Below are 18,875 nucleotides of genomic sequence, written 5' to 3' on the forward strand. Positions count from 1 at the left end.
GTGCTCGTCCGGAGCGTCAGCTACCGGCCATCCGCTTGGCGCGGTTGACCGCGCCGTGCTGGGCCAGCGATGCCGTGAGCCGGTCGAGGTACATGGCCAGGATGACCACGCCGAGCCCGGCCTCGAAGCCGAGACCGATGTCGATGCGCGTCAGCGCCTGGTAGACCTGCTGCCCGAGGCCGGGGGCCCCGACCATGCCGGAGATGACCACCATCGACAGGGCGAGCATGATCACCTGGTTGACGCCGGCCATGATGGTGGGCTGCGCGAGGGGCAGCTGGATCTGGCGGAGGATCCGGCCCGGGGTGGAGCCGAACGCCTGGCCCGCCTCGACGACCTCGCTGTCGACCTGCCGGATGCCGAGCTCGGTCATGCGCACGGCGGGCGGCAGCGAGAAGATGATCGTCGCGACGATGCCCGGGACCTCGCCGACGCGGAAGAGCACCACGGCCGGGATGAGGTAGACGAACGCCGGCAGGGTCTGCATGACGTCGAGGAACGGCCGGATCGCCGCGGACGCTCGTGCACTGAGACCTGCCCAGATGCCGAGGGGGATACCGATGAGCACGGCGATGATGCTGGCCACCAGGACGAGGGCGAGCGACATCATGGCATTCGTCCACTGGTCCATGCCGTAGATCAGCAGGAGGCCGATCAGGGAGCCCAGCGCAAGCTTCCAGCCCTTCGCCAGGAAGGCGGCGGCGACGAGGATCGCCATGATCAGCCAGAACGGCGGGCTGCTGAGGGCGGTCATCAAGAGGTCGTAGGCGCCGCCGAAGACGGTCCCGATGAAGCTGAAGACGGCACTGAGCGTGCTGGTCAGCCAGTCGACGGCGGAGTTGGCCCACTCGCCGACCGGGACGCGGAAGAGCAGATCGTCGTCGTTCATCGCGTCTCCGTCTCGGTCGTGGTGGTCGTGGCGGCGTCGGTCGTGGCCGCGTGGGCGCCGCCCGTCGCGGCGTGGGCACCGCCGGCGTCGTCACCCGCCTCGTCCGGTGGGGAGAGGTCCTCCACCGACCCGCCGGCGTCCTCCAGCTCGCTGGGAACCATCGCCTCCAGGAGCGCCACGCGGGGGACGACGCCGAGGAGCCGGTCCTCGTCGTCCGTCACGGGGACGGCGAGACGCGCCTCGGCGGCCGGTGCGAACACCTCCGAGATCGGGGTGTCGACGTTGACCGCGCTGGTGTCCGGGTGGATGTACGGCCCGATCCTGTCCTCCCTGCGCCGCTGCGCCTCGAGGAGCTCCTCGTCGTAGACCGACCCGACGAGCCGCTGACGGCGGTCGATGACGTAGGCCGCGGAGACCTGGCTGTCCCGCAGGGTGCGCAGCGCCTCGCCGGGCCCGTAGTTCTCCCAGACCGTGGTCGCCGGCCTGGTCATGACCGAGCCGGCGGTGATGACGCGGGACCGGTCGACGTCGGCGATGAAGCGGGCGACGTACTCGTCCGCGGGGTCCGACAGGATCTTCTCGCCGGTGTCGATCTGGACGATGCGGCCGTCGCGCATGACGGCGATGCGGTCGCCCAGGCGGACGGCCTCGTTGAGGTCGTGGGTGATGAAGACGATCGTCTTGCCCAGCCGGGTCTGGAGCTCGACGAGCTGGTCCTGCATCTCGCGCCGGATGAGCGGGTCGAGCGCCGAGAACGCCTCGTCCATCAGGAGGATCTCGGTGTCCGAGGCGAGGGCGCGCGCCAGGCCGACGCGCTGCTGCATGCCGCCGGAGAGCTGGGCGGGCACGGAGTCCTGCCAGCCGCCGAGGCCGGTGAGCTCGACGACCTCGCGGGCGCGCTCGAGCCGCTCGGACCGACCGACGCCCTGGATCTCCAGGCCGTACGCGGCGTTGTCGAGCACGGTGCGGTGCGGGAGGAGCGCGAAGTGCTGGAACACCATCGACACCTTCTTGCGGCGGATCGCCCGCAGCTCGGAGCCCGAGGCCTTCGCGATGTCGGTGCCGCCGATCTCGATGCTGCCCGTGGTCGCGGGGTGCAGCCCGTTGAGCGTGCGGATGAGCGTCGACTTGCCCGATCCGGACAGGCCCATGACGACGAAGATCTCGCCGGGGTCGACGTCGAAGCTGGCGTCGATGACGGCGGCGGTGCCGAGGTGCTTGATCTCGTCCCGGCTGGCGCCGTTCTCGAGGCGCTCGACCGCGCGACGACCCTGTCGTCCGAAGACCTTGTAGACGTTGCGTGCACTGAGTGCGACCATCTGTCCTCCGTGATCCGAGCCTGTCCGCGGTACCTGGGGGGCGGCACGCGGTGGTCCGCTCGGTGCGCACCAGGCCTGTCGTCGTCACGAGCACGCACCTGGCAGACGCCGGCTCCCCGCGGGCGGGGAGCCCTGTCCAGGCCCGGTCGTCCCGTTTCCGGGCGCGGCCGAGCAGCGCTGTGACCACACAAGAGTGGGGGTGCCCGGGGATCTTTGCAAACACCGGGATGCCCCCAGACGCTGCGGGGAAGCCACGAAATCCGCGGGATCGTGCGGAAACAGCGCCCTTCGCGCGGCCGGGGCATCGTTAACCCATTGTGACCGGACGCCCGGCTCCGGTGGTTCTGCTCACTCGATCGGGGTGTCGGCCAGGGAGATCGAGTCGTCGAGGAACTCGTTCGTGTAGAGGACGTTCGGGTCCAGCTCGTCGAACGTGACCGCCCCCTCGGCCACGAGCACCGGCAGGTAGGTGTCGACGATCTCCTGCATCCGCGCCGGGTCGAAGGCGCCGAACGTCCCCGACGCCGGGTCGTCGTGCACGAGGTCCGCATCCAGCTGCGTGTCCACCGAGTACTCGGCGACGCCCGCCGAGTAGGTCCACGAGAGCTGGTAGGCGTCGACGAGCTCGAGGATGAGGTCGGTCGCCGGCCCCGGGTCCGCGAGGAAGTCGATCTGGGCCTGCTGGAGCACGGGTACGAGGCGCTCGAGGCAGGGGGAGAGCTCCTCGAGGCGGTCGGCGCGCACCGCGACGGGCCCGGGGTAGGTCGAGTGCCCCACCTCGGCGAGCAGGGCGCTCGCCACGGGGCGCGACCAGGGCTCGACCTCGTGCTCGTAGACGTAGGGCTCGTTGGTGAGCAGCCCCTGCTGGACGATGCTCGGGTCCGAGACGAAGCGGGCGGGCGTGCCCTCGTAGCTCGTGTCCGATCGAGCGAGGTCGAAGCCGGTGGTCGAGGCGATGAGCGCGGGCAGCACGGTGCCGCTCGTGACCACCGTGGCGTCGGTCGCGACGATGTCCTCGATCGTCTCCGCCTCGGGGTAGGTCTCCGGGTCCCACATGAGGATCTGCGGGGAGACGGTGAGCTGGGAGGTGACCGCGACCGTCGGCTGCGCCTCGTGGTTGATGATCGCGGAGTCGGTGTTGACCGCCCCGACGGTGATGTCGTCGTCGAGGTACATGAGCGCGGCGACCGACTGGAAGCCGACGTTCGGTCCGCCCGGTCGCACCTCGATCTGCACGCCGGTGTCGACGCCGCCCGCCACCAGCGAGCCGGTGACCGACTTGGCCTCGGTGTCGATCTCGTGGTCGTCGCCGACGAGCTGGTACATCGCTCCGTGCTCCGCCTGGGGCTGCCAGTCCTGCTGCATGACCACGGTCGCGGGGCAGACCTCGGCCAGGTCCAGGGCGCTGCCCGCCTCGGCCGCGGTGGCGCCGGGGGCCGGGCCGGCGGCCGCGTCGTCGTCGGTGGAGCCGCCGCCGCAGGCGGCCAGGAGCAGCGCGGTGCCGACGACGGCGACCACGGGACTCGCCCACCGTCGGCGTGCTCGCCCCGGTCGGGGGGCGTCCGACGTCGAGGTCGTACCCCGGTCGTCGGAAGTACGGGCGACGGTGCGGTGATGAGGGGACATGGGGGCTCCGGTTCTGCGGCTCATGCGCGCGGTCCGTACCAGCGGCTGATGACGAGGGAGTCGAGGATCGCGAAGAGCGCGAAGACGACGACGCCGAACAGCGCCGTGAGCGTGATGGCCGTGAACAGGGCGTCCATCTGCAGGCGCAGCGTGTAGGTGCGCAGGAGTCCGCCGATGCCGGCCGGTCCCTGCTGGAAGAAGTAGTCGCCGACCAGCGCGCCGATGACCGACAGTCCCGCGGCGGTGCGCAGGCCCGTGAACATCGACGGGACCGCGGCCGGCAGGGTGAGGTGGCGCAGCCGCTGCCAGCGGTTCGCGCGGTGCAGGGTGAACAGGTCGTGGGCGGCGCTGCCCGCCGAGCGCAGGCCGAACAGGGTCGTGGAGATCATCGGGAACAGCGCGATGATCACGCAGACGATGACGCGCGCCGGAAACCCGTACCCGAACCAGATGCCGATGAGCGGCACGAGCGCGAGGATCGGGATCGTCTGGAGGATGACCGCGTACGGGTAGAGGACCTTCTCCACCCATCCCGCGAGCGACATGAGCACGGCCCACGCCACCCCCACGACGACGGCGAACGCCAGGCCCGCCATCGCGACGACCACCGTGTTCCACAGGGCGTCGAGCATCGGGCCCATGACGCGCTCGTCGGCGAGCGCCCCCGCGTAGACCTCGTGCGGCGGCGGGAGCAGGAAGCGCTGGTCCTCGGGCAGCACCAGGTAGGAGACGAGGTACCAGATCGCGACGATCCCGGCGAGAGCGACCGCGACCGGCCAGACGGCGGAGAGCCAGGCGCCAGGTCCCGCGCCGCGCCTGCGGCCCGGCAGCGTGTCCGCTCCCCCGCCGCCGGACCCGGGCGTCGGCCGGACGACGTCGGCCTCGTCCGCGCGGGGATCCAGGGTGTCGGGGGCCTCCCGTACGACGTGGGTGCTCACGCGTTCGCCTCCAGCGCGGCGGAGACGCGGCCGGCGAATGCGGCGAACTCGGCGTCGTACCGGATCTCCGGGGGGCGCGGGTAGCCCCACGGCACCGGGAGGTCGGCGACGATCCGGCCGGGACGGCCGCTCATGACGACGACGCGGGTCGAGAGGTAGACGGCCTCGGACACGGAGTGGGTGATGAACAGGGCGGCGAACCCCGCGTCGGTGAAGAGGCGCAGGAGCTCGGTCTGCATCGTCAGGCGGGTGATCTCGTCCAGGGCGCCGAAGGGCTCGTCGAACAGCGCGAGGTCCGGGTCGCGCACGAGCGCGCGGGCCAGGGAGACTCGCATCCGCATGCCGCCGGAGAGCTCGCGGGGGAAGCGCTGCTCGGCGCCCGCGAGGCCGACGAGCTCGAGCGCGGCCAGGGCCTGACGGCGTCGTTCGGCCCGGGGCACACCGGTGAGCCGGCCCGCGAGCTCGACGTTGCCGAGCGCGGTGCGCCACTCCAGCAGCGTGGGGTCCTGGAAGACGTAGCTGATCGCGTCCGTGCGGGCGGTCAGCGTCCCGGCGGTGGGCTGCTCGAGCCCGGCGGCGAGGCGCAGGAGCGTGGACTTCCCGCAGCCCGACGGGCCGACGACCGTGACGAGCTCGCCGGGCGAGACGCTGAGGTCGACCCCGGTCAGGGCCTCGGTGCCGGTGGCGAAGGTCTTGCCGACGCCGGCGAGCGTGAGCGCCGCCGCGGACGCACCCGCGCCGGTCGTCGGTCGGGTCGGCTGGGGGGCGGCCTGTGCCGTCATGGCGGGTGCTCTCGGTCGGGATCACGGGGACAGGCGGCCGTCGGTCGGCCAGGGCCGCCCGACCCGGTTCCGCGTCACCCGTGCCCACCTCGATCAGGTGCCGCCCGGGGGCGGCTCGGGATGACGCGGGTCCCTGTCTGCCTGGGTCGAGGTTGTCCACAGCATAGGCGCGATCCCCCATCCTTCGTCGAGCGTGCGGTGGGGCGGTCACGGACAGGCGCCTCAGGTGACGTCCGCGCTGCGCACCCGCCAGAGGCCGACGACCATCGGGAGGACGATCCACAGCCCGACGTTGCTCAGCAGGTGCGGCCAGCTCGCCACCTCGCCCTGGGTGAGGTCGCCGACGGCATGGCTGAACATCACCCACGGACCGATGTCCGCCATGCGCTCGCCGAGCAGCATCTCCACCGTGTTGACGACCTGCGGTCCGGCGAGCGCCACGACGACGGCGAGCGGGGTGCTCAGTGTGGCCGCGCCCCACGCGGAACCGAGCAGCGCGTAGATGACGAGCGCGGCCGTGACCCCGGCGCACGTCCGCGCGAGGTCGGCGCCCGACCCGAGGTCGACCCCGGCGACGGCCGCGACCACGATCGCGACCGCCAGGCACAGGGCGGCCACGGCGAGGGAGACGACGAGCCCGGCGAGCACCTTCGCCGCCAGCACCCGGCCCCGGCGGTGGTCCATGGCGAAGGTGGAGACGATCGACCCCTGGCCCCACTCCGAGGTGATGAGCAGGCTCGTGAGCACGGGCAGGAGGAATGCGGCCGCGAGGGAGCCGGCCCCGAGGACGAGGCTGATCGTGGTCCCCTGCGCGCCCTCCGCGAGGAGGCCGACGACGACGAGGATCGGCGCCGCGCCGAGGGTGACGGCGGTCAGCGCTGCACCGGAGACGGTGTCGATCGACCTGCGCAGCTCGATGTGCAGGCGCCGGCGCATCGACAGGCGGTGGCCCGGGGAGACGGTGGTCGGGGCGATGGAGCTCATGTCGGGTCCTTCCGGGTGGGGCGGCGCTCAGGCCGCGGTGAGGGAGAGGAACGCGTCCTCGAGGGCGGAGCTCGCGGGGGCGAGCAGGGTGAGGGGGATGCCGGCGGCCTGCGCGGCGCGGCCGACCTCGTCGGCGCCGGCGCGGACCTCGACGCCCGCACTCGTGCTCGGCGTCTCGGCGCCGAGCGTCTCGAGCCCGGCGTCGCCCAGCGCGGCGACGAGTGCAGCCCGGTCGGCGGCGTCGACCCGGACCGATCCGGACCCGAGGAGCTCGGCGGCCGTCCCCTCCGCGCGCAGCCGGCCCGCGCCGATGACGACGTAGCGATCGGCCACCGTCTGCACCTCGGCCAGCAGGTGGGAGGACAGCAGGACGGTTCCGCCGTCGTCGGCGAAGTCGCGCAGGACGCCCCGGAACCAGCGGATGCCCTCGGGGTCGAGGCCGTTGAAGGGCTCGTCGAGGACGAGGATCCCGGGGTCGCCGGCCAGCGCCACCGCGAGGCCGAGGCGCTGGCGCATGCCGAGGGAGTACGCGCGCACGCGCCGGTCCGCGGCTCCGGTCAGCCCGACCCGCTCGAGGAGCTCTCCCGCGAGACCGGTCGGGCGATCGACCGTGAGGAGGGCGAGCCGCAGGATCTCGGCGCCGGTCCGACCGCGGTGCAGGGCGCCGGAGTCGAGCAGCTGCCCGACGACGCGGCCAGGGTTGGCGAGCGCCGTGAAGGGCTCCCCGCCGACTCTGGCAGAGCCGCCCGTGGGTCGGGCGAGCGCACAGATCATGCGCATGGTGGTGGACTTGCCCGCACCGTTCGGTCCGAGGAAGGCCGTGACGGAGCCGGGCGGGGCGGTGAACGTGAGGTCGTCGACGACGCGGCGGGACCCGTAGGTCTTGGTCAGGTGCTCGGTGGTGATCATGGCGTCAGCCTCGCGAGCACGGCGGGCGGTCGCCTCGGTCGTGCGGTCGGGACCGTCTCCGACGAAGGTCGGGGGTCGATGCGGTCGGGCGCGACCGAAGGTCGGAGGGTCGGACCGGCCGGGCTCCCTAGGCTGGAGCCGTGTCCGCCCCGTCCCGCAGGGTCCCCGACCGGGCACCCGCCCGCGTCCACCGGCGCACGGCCGCCTACCTGCTGTTCGTCACCGTCGACCACGTGGCGGGCCTCGTCGAGGGTGACCGGGCGCCCTGGCAGGACGTCACCGCCTGGGTGCTGCTGCCCGCCGTCGTGCTCGCCGTGCTCGCGCGCCGCCGATGGCCGGTCCTGCTGCCCGCGCTCGCGATCGTCGGGAAGGTGCTCACCGGGTCCTCGGTGCTGCCTCTGGCGGTGATGTCTCTCGTGCTGCGCCGCCGGGACGCGCTCACCGCGGTGGTCCTCGTGCTCGCGGCGGCCTCGGTCGCCTCCCCCTGGGCCCTCTCGCCCGACGAACGCGCGGAGACGACGCTCGGGTCCACCGACCACCTCGTCGACCTGAGCGCCACGGTGGGTCTCGAGGTCCTCGTGCCCGCCCTGGTCGGCGCCTACCTCGCGACCCGGCGACGGCTGACGGTCGAGGAGGCCGCACGCGCCGAGCTGGCCGAGCAGGCACGCGCGGCGCGCGAGCAGGAGGCGGTCCTCGCCGAGCGGCGCCGCATCGCGGCGGAGATGCACGACGCCGTCGGCCACCAGCTCGCCCTCATCAACCTGCAGGCCGGCGCGCTCGAGATCGCGCCCGGTGCCGGGGAGCAGGTGATCGAGCGTCACGCCGCGGCCATCCGTGGTGCCGCGTCGTCGGCCGCGCGCGACCTGCGCGCGATCCTCGACGTGCTGGGGGCCGACGACGCGCCGGCGGCGCTCGGCCCTCAGCCCGGTCTCGGCGACCTCGACGCACTCCTCGACGACGCGGCACGAGCCGGCGCGACGGTGCGTCGACGGATCGCGGTCGGTCCAGGCGCTGGGGCTACCGCGCGCGAGACGGGCGACGACGGCAGCACGCGCGAGGCGGATGCGGGACTCGCGCCCACGACCGCCCGCGCGGCCTACCGGATCGTGCAGGAGTCCGTGACGAACGCGCTGCGGCACGCACCGGGGGCCCCGATCGACGTCGAGGTCGGCGCGGACCCCGGTGCCGGCGTGCGTGCCACGATCTCCAACGTGGTCGCCGGGCAGGCAGGCCCCGACGGCGACGATGCGGCCGCTGGGTCCAGCATCCCGGGCCCGGTGCGCGCCGGGCTCGGGCTGCGCGGCCTGGTCGAACGCGCCCGCAGTGTCGGCGGCACGCTGGACGCGGGCCGGCGGACCGCACCCGACGGCGCACAGCTCTGGGTCGTGCACGCCCACCTGCCGTGGCGGGAGGCGGGCGAGGTCGGCGCCGACGCAGGTCGGACGGACACCGCAGCCGTTCCGCCACACGCACCCGCACCCGGACCCGGACCCGGACCCGGACCCGGACCCGGACCCGGACAGGAATCAACACCGACACCGACACCGACACCGACACCGACACCGACGGAGGAGTCGTCATGATCCGGGTCCTCGTCGTCGACGACGATGCGCTCGTCCGCTCGAGCCTGGCGATGATCCTCGCCTCGGCCGACGACATCGACGTCGTCGCCGAGGCCGCCGATGGGCGCGCGGGGGTCGAGGCCGCGATCGCGCACCGCCCCGACGTCGTGCTCATGGACGTGCGGATGCCCGTGCTCGACGGCATCGCGGCGACGGCGGAGATCCGCCGGGCCGTCCCCTCCGCGCAGGTGTGCGTGCTGACGACCTTCCAGCTCGACGAGTACGTGTTCGGAGCGCTGCGCGCCGGCGCGGCCGGCTTCCTCCTCAAGGACGCCGGTCCGCGACAGATCCTCGACGCGGTCCGTGCGATCGCGGGCGGCGAGGCGATCCTCTCCCCCGCGGCCACGCGCTCGCTCATCGACGCCTACGCCCCGAGCGACGACTCCGCCCAGGTCGCCGACGCCCGCCGGTCGCTCGCGATGCTCACGCCGCGAGAGCGGGAGGTGGCCGACGTCGTCGCGGAGGGTGCGTCGAACGCCGAGATCGCCACCGCGCTGCACATGTCGGAGACGACCGTGAAGTCCCACGTCACGCACATCTTCGGCAAGCTCGGCGTGGACAACCGCGTGAAGGTGGCGATCGCGGTGCGGCTGGCGGGCGGCCGGGGCTGAGCCACGCGTCGGCCGGGTCGGTCTTGTTAGCGTGACCGCCATGAGCGGACCGACACCGATCCTCATGGGCGTATACCGCTACCCGAAGATGCTCACCTCCAGGTCGGAGCCCGCCATCCTGGGGGTGCTGCCGGGGCGGGTGTGGCTCACCGGGCAGGGCGGTGTCTTCTTCGACACGGCCGCCGAGCAGATCAGCGCGAAGGTCAGCAGGACGGTCGGGCACGTCACGCTCGAGGTCGACGGCACCAGGCACATCGTCGCCGGAGTGGGTAGCGCCAAGGGCGGGCCGTTCAGCCCCGAGCAGCTCCAGGAGCTGCAGGACTCGCGGCAGGCGATCGCGGCGGACCCGACGACGCAGTCGTTGATGGCCGGGCGGGCGCTCTATGTCGGCACCGCCGGCAAGGTCGATGGCAGCTACTCCGGCGGGATCAAGTCGCTGGCCGGCGGGGAGATCGGTCAGCAGCGCGACTTCGGCGCGGCCATGCGTGAGCTGCTGACCGCGGTGGGCGTCACGCTCTGACGGTGCGGGTTCACCGTCCGCGCGCGGCGATCTCCTCGGTGATCGTGTCCGCTCCGGCGCCCGACGCGAGGAGCACGTGCAGCAGCAGCCGGGCCTTGCGGGCCGACAGCCGACCCGCCATGAGGGCGCCGCGGGCGATGAGGTCCTGCTCGGAGCCGGGGAACCCGTACAGCCGCGTCGTCGTCCCGCCGCGCAGGGTCCGGGAGGCCACGACGACGGTCACCCCGTCGGCGACGGCCTGCGAGACGAGCTCCGCCGCGGGCTCCGACACGTGGCCCACCCCGGTGCCCGCGACGACGATGCCGCGCACCCCGGTACCGAGGACGGCCTGCAGGACGGAACCGTCGTCGTCGAAGGGGGACTCGATCAGTGGGACGGCCACCCGCCCCGACGGCGGGGCCGCGAGCGCCGGGTGCCGCTCGAACGGCGACCAGCTCGGCCAGAACCGTTCCTCCACGATCACGCCGACCGGCCCGGTCCCCGGCGACTCGAACGTCTCAAGCGCCGTGGACGACGTCTTGGTCACGCGTGCGGCGAGGTGGACGGTGTCGTTGAGGCAGACGAGGACACCGAGGCCGCGGGCATCTGGCGAGCCGGCGGTGACCGCGGCCGCGAGCAGGTTGGCGGGACCCTCGGCACCGGCCATCGCGGCCGACCGCATCGCGCCGGTGACGACCAGGGGCGTGTCGTGGGCCCACAGCAGGTCGAGGAGGTAGGCGGTCTCCTCGAGCGTGTCGGTGCCGTGGGTGAGCACAACCCCGTCGGCGCCGTCACGGACCTGCGCGTCGGCCCAGGCGTGGACGCGCAGGACGTCTTCGAGCGTGAGCGAGGCGGACGGGACGTTCGTCAGCTGCTCGGCCGACACGTCGGCGACCTCGGCGAGCCCGGGGGTCGCCGCGACCAGGTCGGCGCCGGTGAGCGCGACGGTCGCGCCCTGCCCCGGCACGGATGTGGACATCGCGATGGTCCCGCCCATCGCCCCGAGCGCCAGGTGCGTCATACCCCCACCCTGGCACGACGGCGGGGGCCGGGTCCGCGATGCGCGGCCCCGGCCCCCGCCGCCCACGAGTGAGCGCGGTTCTGCCCGTCCAACCGCGCGACGGGTGGGCGGTTCCGCCCACGAGTGAGCGGGCTCCTGCCTCACGAGTGAGCGGAGTTCTGCCCGGCCGCCGAAGGAGGTCCGTACCGATCGCCGAGCGCGGTCAGTACCAGCCGCGCGACTGGATGTGCGACCAGGCTCCGCACGGGGTGCCGTAGCGGCCGGCGATGTAGTCGTTGCCCCAGGCGATCTGGGTGGCCGGGTTCGTGCGCCAGTCGGCGCCGAAGGCCGCCATCTTCGACCCGGGCAGCGCCTGCGGGATGCCGTACGCGCCGCTGGAGGGGTTGTGCGCGCTGGGGTCCCACCGGGACTCGTACGTGTAGACCTGGTCCAGGCAGGTCCACTGCGAGCCGGTCCAGCCGCGTTCGGCGGCCATCGCCCGGCCGATCTCGCGCGGTGTACCGGTCGGCTCCGGGTCCGGCGCAGGCGTGGGTGCCGGCGCCGGCGTGGGCGTCGGCGCGGGCCGACGCAGGCCGAGGGAGTCGGCCGCCCGGCCGGCCTCCCAGCGCCCGACGAACGGCTGGTCGGTCGACCGTCCCCACCGCACGATCTGGTCGGCCGGCCCCGAGCTCACGGCGTTGCGCAGGTAGAAGGACGCGGTGGACGGGCGGTGGACCCCGAAGGAGTCGACGCCGTCCCCGTCCCAGTCCCCGGAGATCGCGGTGTCCCCCGCGGAGCCGTAGCGGACGACCTGGTCGGCCCACCCGGAGGTGTTGCTGTTGCGGACGTGCAGCTCGACGCCGCGGTAGATGGCGAGGGTGTCGATGCCGTCGCCGTCCCAGTCGCCGACCAGGTAGTCGTCGGACGCCCGCCCGTAGGACAGCGAGACCTGGGCGTGGCGCGGCCGGACGTCGTTGGACATGAGCACCTGCGAACCGCGGTGCACCGCGAGGGTGTCGATCCCGTCGCCGTCCCAGTCGCCCACGAGGTAGTCGTCGCCCGGCCGGCCGAAGGTGACCTGGTAGTCGGCCGTGGTCGGGTTCGTCGAGTTCGAGATGTGGAAGGTCGTGCCTCGGCGCACGGCGAGGGTGTCCACGCCGTCGCCGTCCCAGTCGCCGACGTAGGCCGCGTCGGCGACGCTGCCGTAGCGGGCGGACCGGTCGCCGGCGGAGGTCCGGAAGTAGAACTGCGTGCCGTCGTCCCCGATCGGTCCGCCGTGCATGGGGAGCGTGGTCGCCGTCGGAACGCCCGCGACGGCCGCGGCGGGCGCTGCCTGGGCGGCCGGGGCAGCGAAGGCGGCTCCGGCGGCAGCGGGGGCCGTGACGGCCGCGGCGGCTGCGAGCGCGAGCGTCGGCAGGGTCCTGGTGGTCATGTGAACCTCGATGCTGGGGGGACAGGGGCTGCCCGCCCGGCGCGAGGCGCGCCGCCGACGTCCCGTCGCAGGTCCGGGGGGACCTGCGCGCGACCGGTCGGAACCGCGGGCCCGCGAACCCTAGGACGGTTGCCGTTACCCGGTCGAGACCTTGCGCGCGTAAGTGAGGGATGTCGCCGGAATCGGTAACACCGTCCGACCACCCGTCCCGGGGTCACCTCCCCGCTCCGACTCCCGCGTGCCCGCGCCCGTGGGGGCGTGGATCGGCCCCGGTCCGCATGCGCGGACCGGGGCCGGGTACGGGGGGCGAGCGACGCCGTCGGGCCTCGCTCTCACCGCGTGGCTGCGGCGTCGGAGCAGGTCAGAGCATGCAGGACACGCAGCCCTCGACCTCGGTGCCCTCGAGCGCGAGCTGCCGCAGGCGGATGTAGTAGAGCGTCTTGATGCCCTTGCGCCACGCGTAGATCTGCGCCCGGTTGAGGTCGCGAGTGGTGACCGTGTCCTTGAAGAACAGCGTCAGCGACAGGCCCTGGTCGACGTGCTGAGTCGCCTCGGCGTAGGTGTCGATGATCTTCTCGGGGCCGATCTCGTACGCGTCCTCGTAGAACTCGAGGTTGTCGTTCGTCATGTAGGGCGCCGGGTAGTAGACGCGCCCGATCTTGCCCTCCTTGCGGATCTCGACCTTGGAGACGATCGGGTGGATCGACGACGTCGAGTTGTTGATGTAGGAGATCGACCCGGTCGGCGGCACGGCCTGGAGGTTCTGGTTGTACATCCCGTGCTGCTGGACCGACTCCTTGAGCGCCGTCCAGTCCGCCTGCGTGGGGATCGCGACGCCGGCCTCCTCGAACAGCTCGCGGACGCGCTGCGTGCGCGGCTCCCACACCTGGTCGGTGTACTTGTCGAAGTACTTACCCGTGGCGTAGTCGGAGCGCTCGAAGCCGTCGAACGTCACGCCCCGCTCACGAGCGATCGCGTTCGACGCCCGCACGGCGTGGTACGTCACCGTGAGGAAGTAGATGTTGGTGAAGTCCAGCCCCTCCTCGGACCCGTAGTGGATCCGCTCGCGGGCGAGGAAGCCGTGCAGGTTCATCTGCCCCAGGCCGATCGCGTGCGACATGTCGTTGCCGCGCTCGATCGAGGGGACCGAGGAGATGTTCGACGCGTCGGAGACCGCGGTCAGCGCCCGGATCGCGGTGCTGATCGTCTTGCCGAAGTCCGGCGAGTCCATCGTCTTCGCGATGTTGAGCGACCCGAGGTTGCAGGAGATGTCCTTGCCCACCTCGTCGTACGAGAGGTCCTCGTTGAAGGTCGACGGCGAGGAGACCTGGAGGATCTCCGAGCACAGGTTCGACATGCTGATCCGGCCGTCGATCGGGTTGGCGCGGTTGACCGTGTCCTCGAACACGATGTACGGGTAGCCCGACTCGAACTGGATCTCCGCGAGCGTGGTGAAGAACTGGCGCGCGTTGATCTTCGTCTTGCGGATCCTGCCGTCCTCGACCATCTCGCGGTACTTCTCCGAGACCGAGATCTCGGAGAACGGCACCCCGTAGACCCGCTCGACGTCGTACGGCGAGAACAGGTACATGTCCTCGTTCGTCTTGGCCAGATCGAACGTGATGTCCGGGACGACGACGCCGAGGGACAGCGTCTTGATGCGGATCTTCTCGTCCGCGTTCTCCCGCTTGGTGTCGAGGAACCTGAGGATGTCCGGGTGGTGGGCGTTGAGGTACACCGCGCCGGCTCCCTGACGCGCACCGAGCTGGTTCGCGTACGAGAAGGAGTCCTCGAGGAGCTTCATCACCGGGATGACGCCCGAGGACTGGTTCTGGATCTTCTTGATCGGCGCGCCCGACTCGCGGATGTTCGTCAGGGACAGCGCCACGCCGCCGCCGCGCTTGGACAGCTGCAGCGAGGAGTTGATGCCGCGGGCGATCGACTCCATGTTGTCCTCCACCCGCAGGAGGAAGCACGAGACGAGCTCGCCGCGCTGCGCCTTGCCGGCGTTGAGGAACGTCGGCGTGGCGGGCTGGAACCGGCCGGCGAGCATCTCGTCGACCATGTCGCGGGCCGTCTGCTCCTTGCCGGCCGCCAGGGTGAGGGCGACCATGACGACCCGGTCCTCGAACCGCTCGAGGTAGCGGCTGCCGTCGAACGTCTTGAGCGTGTAGGACGTGTAGTACTTGAACGCGCCGAGGAACGTCTCGAACCGGAACTTCCGCGACCACGCCTGGTCCCACAGGCTCTCGAGGAACTCGTGGCTGTACTGCGCGAGCACCTCGCCCTCGTAGTAGCCCTCGGTGACGAGGTGGTCGAGCTTCTCGCGCAGGTCGTGGAAGAAGACCGTGTTCTTGTTGACGTGCTGCAGGAAGTACTGGCGCGCCGCCTGGCGGTCGGCGTCGAACTGGATCTTGCCGTCGGCGTCGTAGAGGTTGAGCATCGCGTTGAGCGCGTGGTAGTCGAGCTCCGGCGACGACAGAGCCTCCAACCCGGTGTCGGTCAGCGTGGTGGCCACAGGGCGTTCAGTCCTTCCTTGACCCGGGCGACGTCGTGCGGCGTGCCCAGGAGCTCGAATCGGTACATGTGCGGGACGCGACACTTGGCGGAGACGATGTCCCCCGCCAGTCCGTACGCCGACCCGAAGTTGAGGTTGCCCGCGGAGACGACCCCGCGGATGAGGGAGCGGTTGTGCTCGTCGTTGAGGAAGTGGATGACCTGCTTGGGCACCGCACCCTTCCCGTTCCCGCCCCCGTAGGTGGGGACCACGAGCACGTACTCCTCGTCGACGCGCAGGTGGGGCTCGGTCCGGCGCAGCGGGATCCGCTCCGCCGGCACGCCGAGCTTGTCGACGAACCGGTGGGTGGTGTTGGTGACGGACGAGAAGTAGACGACGCGAGCCACGCCGACCCCCTTCTCGGCCCGGTCAGGCCACCGCCGCGGCGCGCGCGGCGGCGAGGGCCTTGATGCGGTCCGGACGGAAGCCCGACCAGTGGTCGCCGTCGGCCATGACCACGGGCGCCTGCTGGTAGCCGAGGGCCTGGACGGAGGCGAGCGCCTCGGCGTCCTCGGTGACGTCGACGACGTCGAACTCCAGGCCCTGCTTCGTGAGCGCGCGGTAGGTGGCATCGCACTGCACGCACGACGGCTTCGAGTAGACGGTGATGCTCATGGCGAGCCGGTCTCCTTCCGTGGGGCCTGTCCGGGACTGCGCGGACTTCCGCGCGTGTAACTACAAGCGTGTGGTTCGGACGAGGCCGTGTGCGACCTCGGACCATCGACACTACACCTGGGGGTCGCTCCCCGCGACGACCACTAGGTCTTGTGGTGGCGTGTCATCCACAACCTGCTCTGTCCACAACCCGTCCCTCTGCCCTGTGCGTCCCAACCGGGTACCTGTGGAGCGGCGGTGGACGGCCGGGGTCGCCTCGCCGACCACCCCCGGGGGCACCCGGACCGCGAGTTCTCGCGGTCCCCACAGCCTGCCGCGCACCACTGACATCGGGGCGCGGGCCCGTGGACGGAGCGGGCGACGGCGGCCCCGGGCCTGGGGACGGACGCGCACCCGGGGCGGATGTCCACCGCCGCCGAGCGTGAACCTCACGGCGTGTCGCACCCGTGTCGGCGTGTCGTCCACAGGGTGCGCGTCGTCCGGCGTCGGACATCCCGGGCGTGTCGCTCCGACCCGGGGCGGGACATCGCCGCCGTCGCACCGCCGGGGCGGGCCCGCGCCCCGCCAGCGGTCGCCGACCGCACTCTCGGCGGTCACCGACCGCACTCTCGGCGGTCACCGACCGCACTCTCGACGGATCTGGCGTCAGTGCGCCTCGCCGGCGTCCTGGACCATGCGCGCCACGTGGACGCGGTTGGCCACGCCGAGCTTGTTGAACACGCGCCCGACGTGGGTCTTGACCGTGGCCACACCGAGGAAGAGCTCGGACGCGATCTCGGCGTTGGACAGGCCGCGGGCCACGGCGCGGGCCACGTCCTGCTCGCGCTCGGTGAGCTCGGCGAACGCGGCACGGGCCTCCTCGGCGGCGCTCTCCCCGTCGTCGACCTCCTCGGGCGCTGCCACGCGGGCCATGAGCTGGGCGGCCACCGACGGCGAGAGCGCGGGCTCCCCGCGGGCGGCCCGGCGCACGGCGGCCACGAGGTCCGCGGGCGGGGTGTCCTTGAGAAGGAACCCCTGGGCGCCGGCCCGCAGCGCGCTGATCACCATGTCGTCGGAGTCGAAGGTGGTCAGCACGATGACCCGGGTCGGCGCACCGGCGTCGGTGAGCCGCTGCGTGGCCGTCACGCCGTCCATGACGGGCATGCGCACGTCCATGAGCACGACGTCGGGACGGTGCTCCTCGACGAGGCGCTGCGCCACACGCCCGTCGTCGCCCTCGGCGACGATCTCGATCTCCCCGCCGTGCAGCAGCATGCGCAGGCCGGCGCGCACGAGCGGATCGTCGTCGATGAGGATCACCTTCACGGGCGCTCCGGCGGGCGGGGTCCCTTGCTCGCTCATGGCCCTATCCTCCACCGCGCCCGCGCCAGCCGCCGACGCTCTCGTCCCACGGCAGCCACGCACGCACGGCGAAGATCGTCCGGCCGAACCCGTCGGGCTCGACCCCGTGGTCGAGCGTCCCGCCCGCGAGGTCGGTGCGCTCGGCGAGACCGGCGAGCCCGCTGCCCGATCCGACGACGCCCCCGAGGGACTCGCCGTCGGCGCGCCCGGGGTCGACCTGCCCGGGGAACGGCATCGGGTTCGTCACCGCCACGGTGAGCACCTTGCCGAGGCGACCGGACAGCTCGACGTCGACCACGCCGTCGGGAGCGTGCTTGCGGGCGTTGGTCAACGCCTCCTGCAGGATCCGGTAGGCCGTGCGCGAGACGGTGGGCGACAGGGTGGCCAGGACGTCGTCGACGCCGGTCCCCGAGATGAGAGCCTGCGCCGGGGGCAACGGCACCGCGCCGATGCCGATGACGGACACCCGGACGCGCATGCCCACCTGCCGCGCGTCCGTGAACAGTCCGTCGACCGCGGTCATGGTCGGCTGGGGCGGCTCCCGGTGGCCCGCCCCCTCCCGGCCCGTTCTCCCGTTGTCGGCGCGCAGCACGCCGAGGACCTGCCGCAGCTCGGTCAGGGCGAGCTGGGCGTTGGAGCTGATGACGTCGGCGGCCTCGCGCACGGCCTCCGGCGGCAGGTCGGTGCGGTGGCTGAGCGCACCGGAGTGCAGGGCGACGAGCGAGATGCGGTGCGCGAGGACGTCGTGCATCTCCCGCGCGATGCGGTTCCGCTCGGCCGTGCGCGCCCGCTCGGTCGACGCCTCGACGACGGCCTCCGCCCGGCGGGCGCGGGTCTGCAGCTCGGCGAGCAGGGCCCGCCGGGCGCCGATGTAGGACCCGACCGCGAGGCAGAAGCCCACCAGGAGGGCCGAGACGACGATCGACGAGACCACGCCGGTGGTCGAGGCGATGATCGGCTCGGCGTCCTGCGTGCCCGCGATCATCGAGCCGGGCTCGCTCTGCGCGGGGGCCGTCACGTAGGTCTGCGTGACGTAGTCGTAGAACATCCCGCCCACGACCACGACGAGCAGGACGACGCCGAAGAAGACGTACCGCCTCAGCCGCCTCCCCTGCTCGATCGGGCGTGCCGCGTAGCTGACGAGCACGACGATCAGGGCGCCCATGGACGAGAAGGACAGCGTCGAGGCGAGGACCGTCACCGTGAGGGTCACCGTGCGCGGCCACCGCTTGCGCACGTAGAGCAGCCCGAAGCAGAGAAGACCCACGCCGAGCTCCACGACGAACGCTGTCCGGGAGGCGCCCGTGCTCGGGGCCAGCGCGATCCAGACGAACAGCGACCCGAGGATCCCGAGGATCGTCCATCCCCCGGCGAACACGTACGGCGCCGCCCGGCGCCACCACTTCTGCCGGACCTCAGCGCGGGCGGTGTCGGCCACGGGAGGAGCGGCTGGGAGAGGGTCGGGCCGGGGGACGCCAGCCCCGCCGACGCCCGGGTCGTCGCGGCCCGCGTCGGCATCCGCGCCGTCCGCGCCGCCGTCGCGCGGGACACCGCGCGCGCCGGAGAAGTCGGCCGGGGACGAGGTCATGGCGCCACAGTAGGTTCCGCGGGCACCCGCGGCGTCCCGCCTGCGGCCGGGCTCGATCCGCCGTCGGTCTGCCGGCATCCACCCAAGGGTGGACCCGGTCCCTCCCCCGACGTACGCCGACGGTCGTGCAGGACCAGCCTCCCGGCGCCGGGAAGCGACCCGT

Annotated in this window: 17 protein-coding genes; 3 read left to right on the forward strand and 14 right to left on the reverse strand. The window is 72.5% G+C overall.

Features of this window, described 5'->3' with window-relative positions; all coding sequences use genetic code 11:
• Positions 1-16: 16 nt before the first annotated feature.
• The 7 genes from ACPYO4_RS00140 to ACPYO4_RS00170 form a co-directional block, all read right to left on the reverse strand.
• Entirely contained in the window at positions 17-889 is an 873-nt protein-coding gene (locus tag ACPYO4_RS00140; RefSeq protein WP_425707174.1) for an ABC transporter permease, read from the reverse strand.
• On the reverse strand, positions 886-2,208 hold the full coding sequence (locus ACPYO4_RS00145) for a quaternary amine ABC transporter ATP-binding protein (RefSeq protein WP_425707175.1): 1,323 nt from the start codon (positions 2,206-2,208) through the stop codon (positions 886-888). The genes ACPYO4_RS00140 and ACPYO4_RS00145 overlap by 4 nt, the downstream gene beginning before the upstream one ends.
• A gap of 348 nt (positions 2,209-2,556) precedes the next feature.
• A complete protein-coding gene (locus tag ACPYO4_RS00150; protein ID WP_425707176.1) occupies positions 2,557-3,726 on the reverse strand; it encodes a hypothetical protein in 1,170 nt (389 codons plus the stop codon).
• 128 nt (positions 3,727-3,854) lie between these two features.
• Positions 3,855-4,772, reverse strand: a complete 918-nt coding sequence (locus ACPYO4_RS00155) for an ABC transporter permease (RefSeq protein ID WP_425707177.1) — start codon at positions 4,770-4,772, stop codon at positions 3,855-3,857.
• Positions 4,769-5,554, reverse strand: a complete 786-nt coding sequence (locus tag ACPYO4_RS00160; RefSeq protein ID WP_425707178.1) for an ABC transporter ATP-binding protein — start codon at positions 5,552-5,554, stop codon at positions 4,769-4,771. Before ACPYO4_RS00160 ends, ACPYO4_RS00155 begins: the two co-directional genes overlap by 4 nt.
• A gap of 222 nt (positions 5,555-5,776) precedes the next feature.
• Positions 5,777-6,538 carry a hypothetical protein gene (locus ACPYO4_RS00165; RefSeq protein WP_425707179.1) on the reverse strand — a complete coding sequence of 254 codons (762 nt, stop codon included), beginning with the start codon at positions 6,536-6,538 and terminating at the stop codon, positions 5,777-5,779.
• Between the two features lie 27 nt (positions 6,539-6,565).
• On the reverse strand, positions 6,566-7,447 hold the full coding sequence (locus ACPYO4_RS00170) for an ABC transporter ATP-binding protein (protein WP_425707180.1): 882 nt from the start codon (positions 7,445-7,447) through the stop codon (positions 6,566-6,568).
• A 140-nt stretch (positions 7,448-7,587) separates the two neighbouring features.
• On the opposite strand from ACPYO4_RS00170, the gene ACPYO4_RS00175 reads away from it, so the two are divergent.
• Genes ACPYO4_RS00175 through ACPYO4_RS00185 form a run of 3 tightly spaced genes read left to right on the forward strand, consistent with a single transcriptional unit; the run spans position 7,588 to position 10,200 of the window.
• A complete protein-coding gene (locus ACPYO4_RS00175) occupies positions 7,588-9,030 on the forward strand; it encodes a sensor histidine kinase (protein WP_425707181.1) in 1,443 nt (480 codons plus the stop codon).
• Complete coding sequence (locus tag ACPYO4_RS00180) at positions 9,027-9,680, forward strand: response regulator (protein ID WP_425707182.1); 654 nt, start codon at positions 9,027-9,029, stop codon at positions 9,678-9,680. Before ACPYO4_RS00175 ends, ACPYO4_RS00180 begins: the two co-directional genes overlap by 4 nt.
• 40 nt (positions 9,681-9,720) lie before the next feature.
• The gene (locus ACPYO4_RS00185; RefSeq protein WP_425707183.1) at positions 9,721-10,200 is read left to right on the forward strand and encodes a hypothetical protein; all 480 of its coding nucleotides are present in this window, start codon (positions 9,721-9,723) and stop codon (positions 10,198-10,200) included.
• Between the two features lie 10 nt (positions 10,201-10,210).
• Here ACPYO4_RS00185 and ACPYO4_RS00190 read toward each other — a convergent pair whose 3' ends face one another.
• The 7 genes from ACPYO4_RS00190 to ACPYO4_RS00220 form a co-directional block, all read right to left on the reverse strand.
• On the reverse strand, positions 10,211-11,200 hold the full coding sequence (locus ACPYO4_RS00190) for an asparaginase (protein WP_425707184.1): 990 nt from the start codon (positions 11,198-11,200) through the stop codon (positions 10,211-10,213).
• Positions 11,201-11,402: 202 nt separating this feature from the next.
• Complete coding sequence (locus tag ACPYO4_RS00195; RefSeq protein ID WP_425707185.1) at positions 11,403-12,611, reverse strand: hypothetical protein; 1,209 nt, start codon at positions 12,609-12,611, stop codon at positions 11,403-11,405.
• 361 nt (positions 12,612-12,972) lie between these two features.
• Positions 12,973-15,129, reverse strand: coding sequence for a class 1b ribonucleoside-diphosphate reductase subunit alpha (nrdE, locus tag ACPYO4_RS00200; protein ID WP_425707186.1), 2,157 nt, complete (start codon positions 15,127-15,129; stop codon positions 12,973-12,975).
• Positions 15,114-15,515 (reverse strand): class Ib ribonucleoside-diphosphate reductase assembly flavoprotein NrdI, encoded by a 402-nt coding sequence (nrdI, locus tag ACPYO4_RS00205; RefSeq protein WP_425707187.1) that lies wholly within the window; start codon positions 15,513-15,515, stop codon positions 15,114-15,116. Before nrdI ends, nrdE begins: the two co-directional genes overlap by 16 nt.
• Before the next feature lie 22 nt (positions 15,516-15,537).
• On the reverse strand, positions 15,538-15,783 hold the full coding sequence (gene nrdH / locus ACPYO4_RS00210) for a glutaredoxin-like protein NrdH (protein WP_425707188.1): 246 nt from the start codon (positions 15,781-15,783) through the stop codon (positions 15,538-15,540).
• A 645-nt stretch (positions 15,784-16,428) separates the two neighbouring features.
• Positions 16,429-17,124 (reverse strand): response regulator, encoded by a 696-nt coding sequence (locus ACPYO4_RS00215; RefSeq protein WP_425707189.1) that lies wholly within the window; start codon positions 17,122-17,124, stop codon positions 16,429-16,431.
• Positions 17,125-17,128: 4 nt separating this feature from the next.
• Positions 17,129-18,712: a sensor histidine kinase gene (locus ACPYO4_RS00220; RefSeq protein WP_425707190.1), complete on the reverse strand. Its 1,584-nt coding sequence runs from the start codon at positions 18,710-18,712 to the stop codon at positions 17,129-17,131.
• Positions 18,713-18,875 lie beyond the last annotated feature (163 nt).

The organism is Georgenia sp. Z1491, from assembly GCF_049856175.1.
GTDB lineage: Bacteria > Actinomycetota > Actinomycetes > Actinomycetales > Actinomycetaceae > JB111.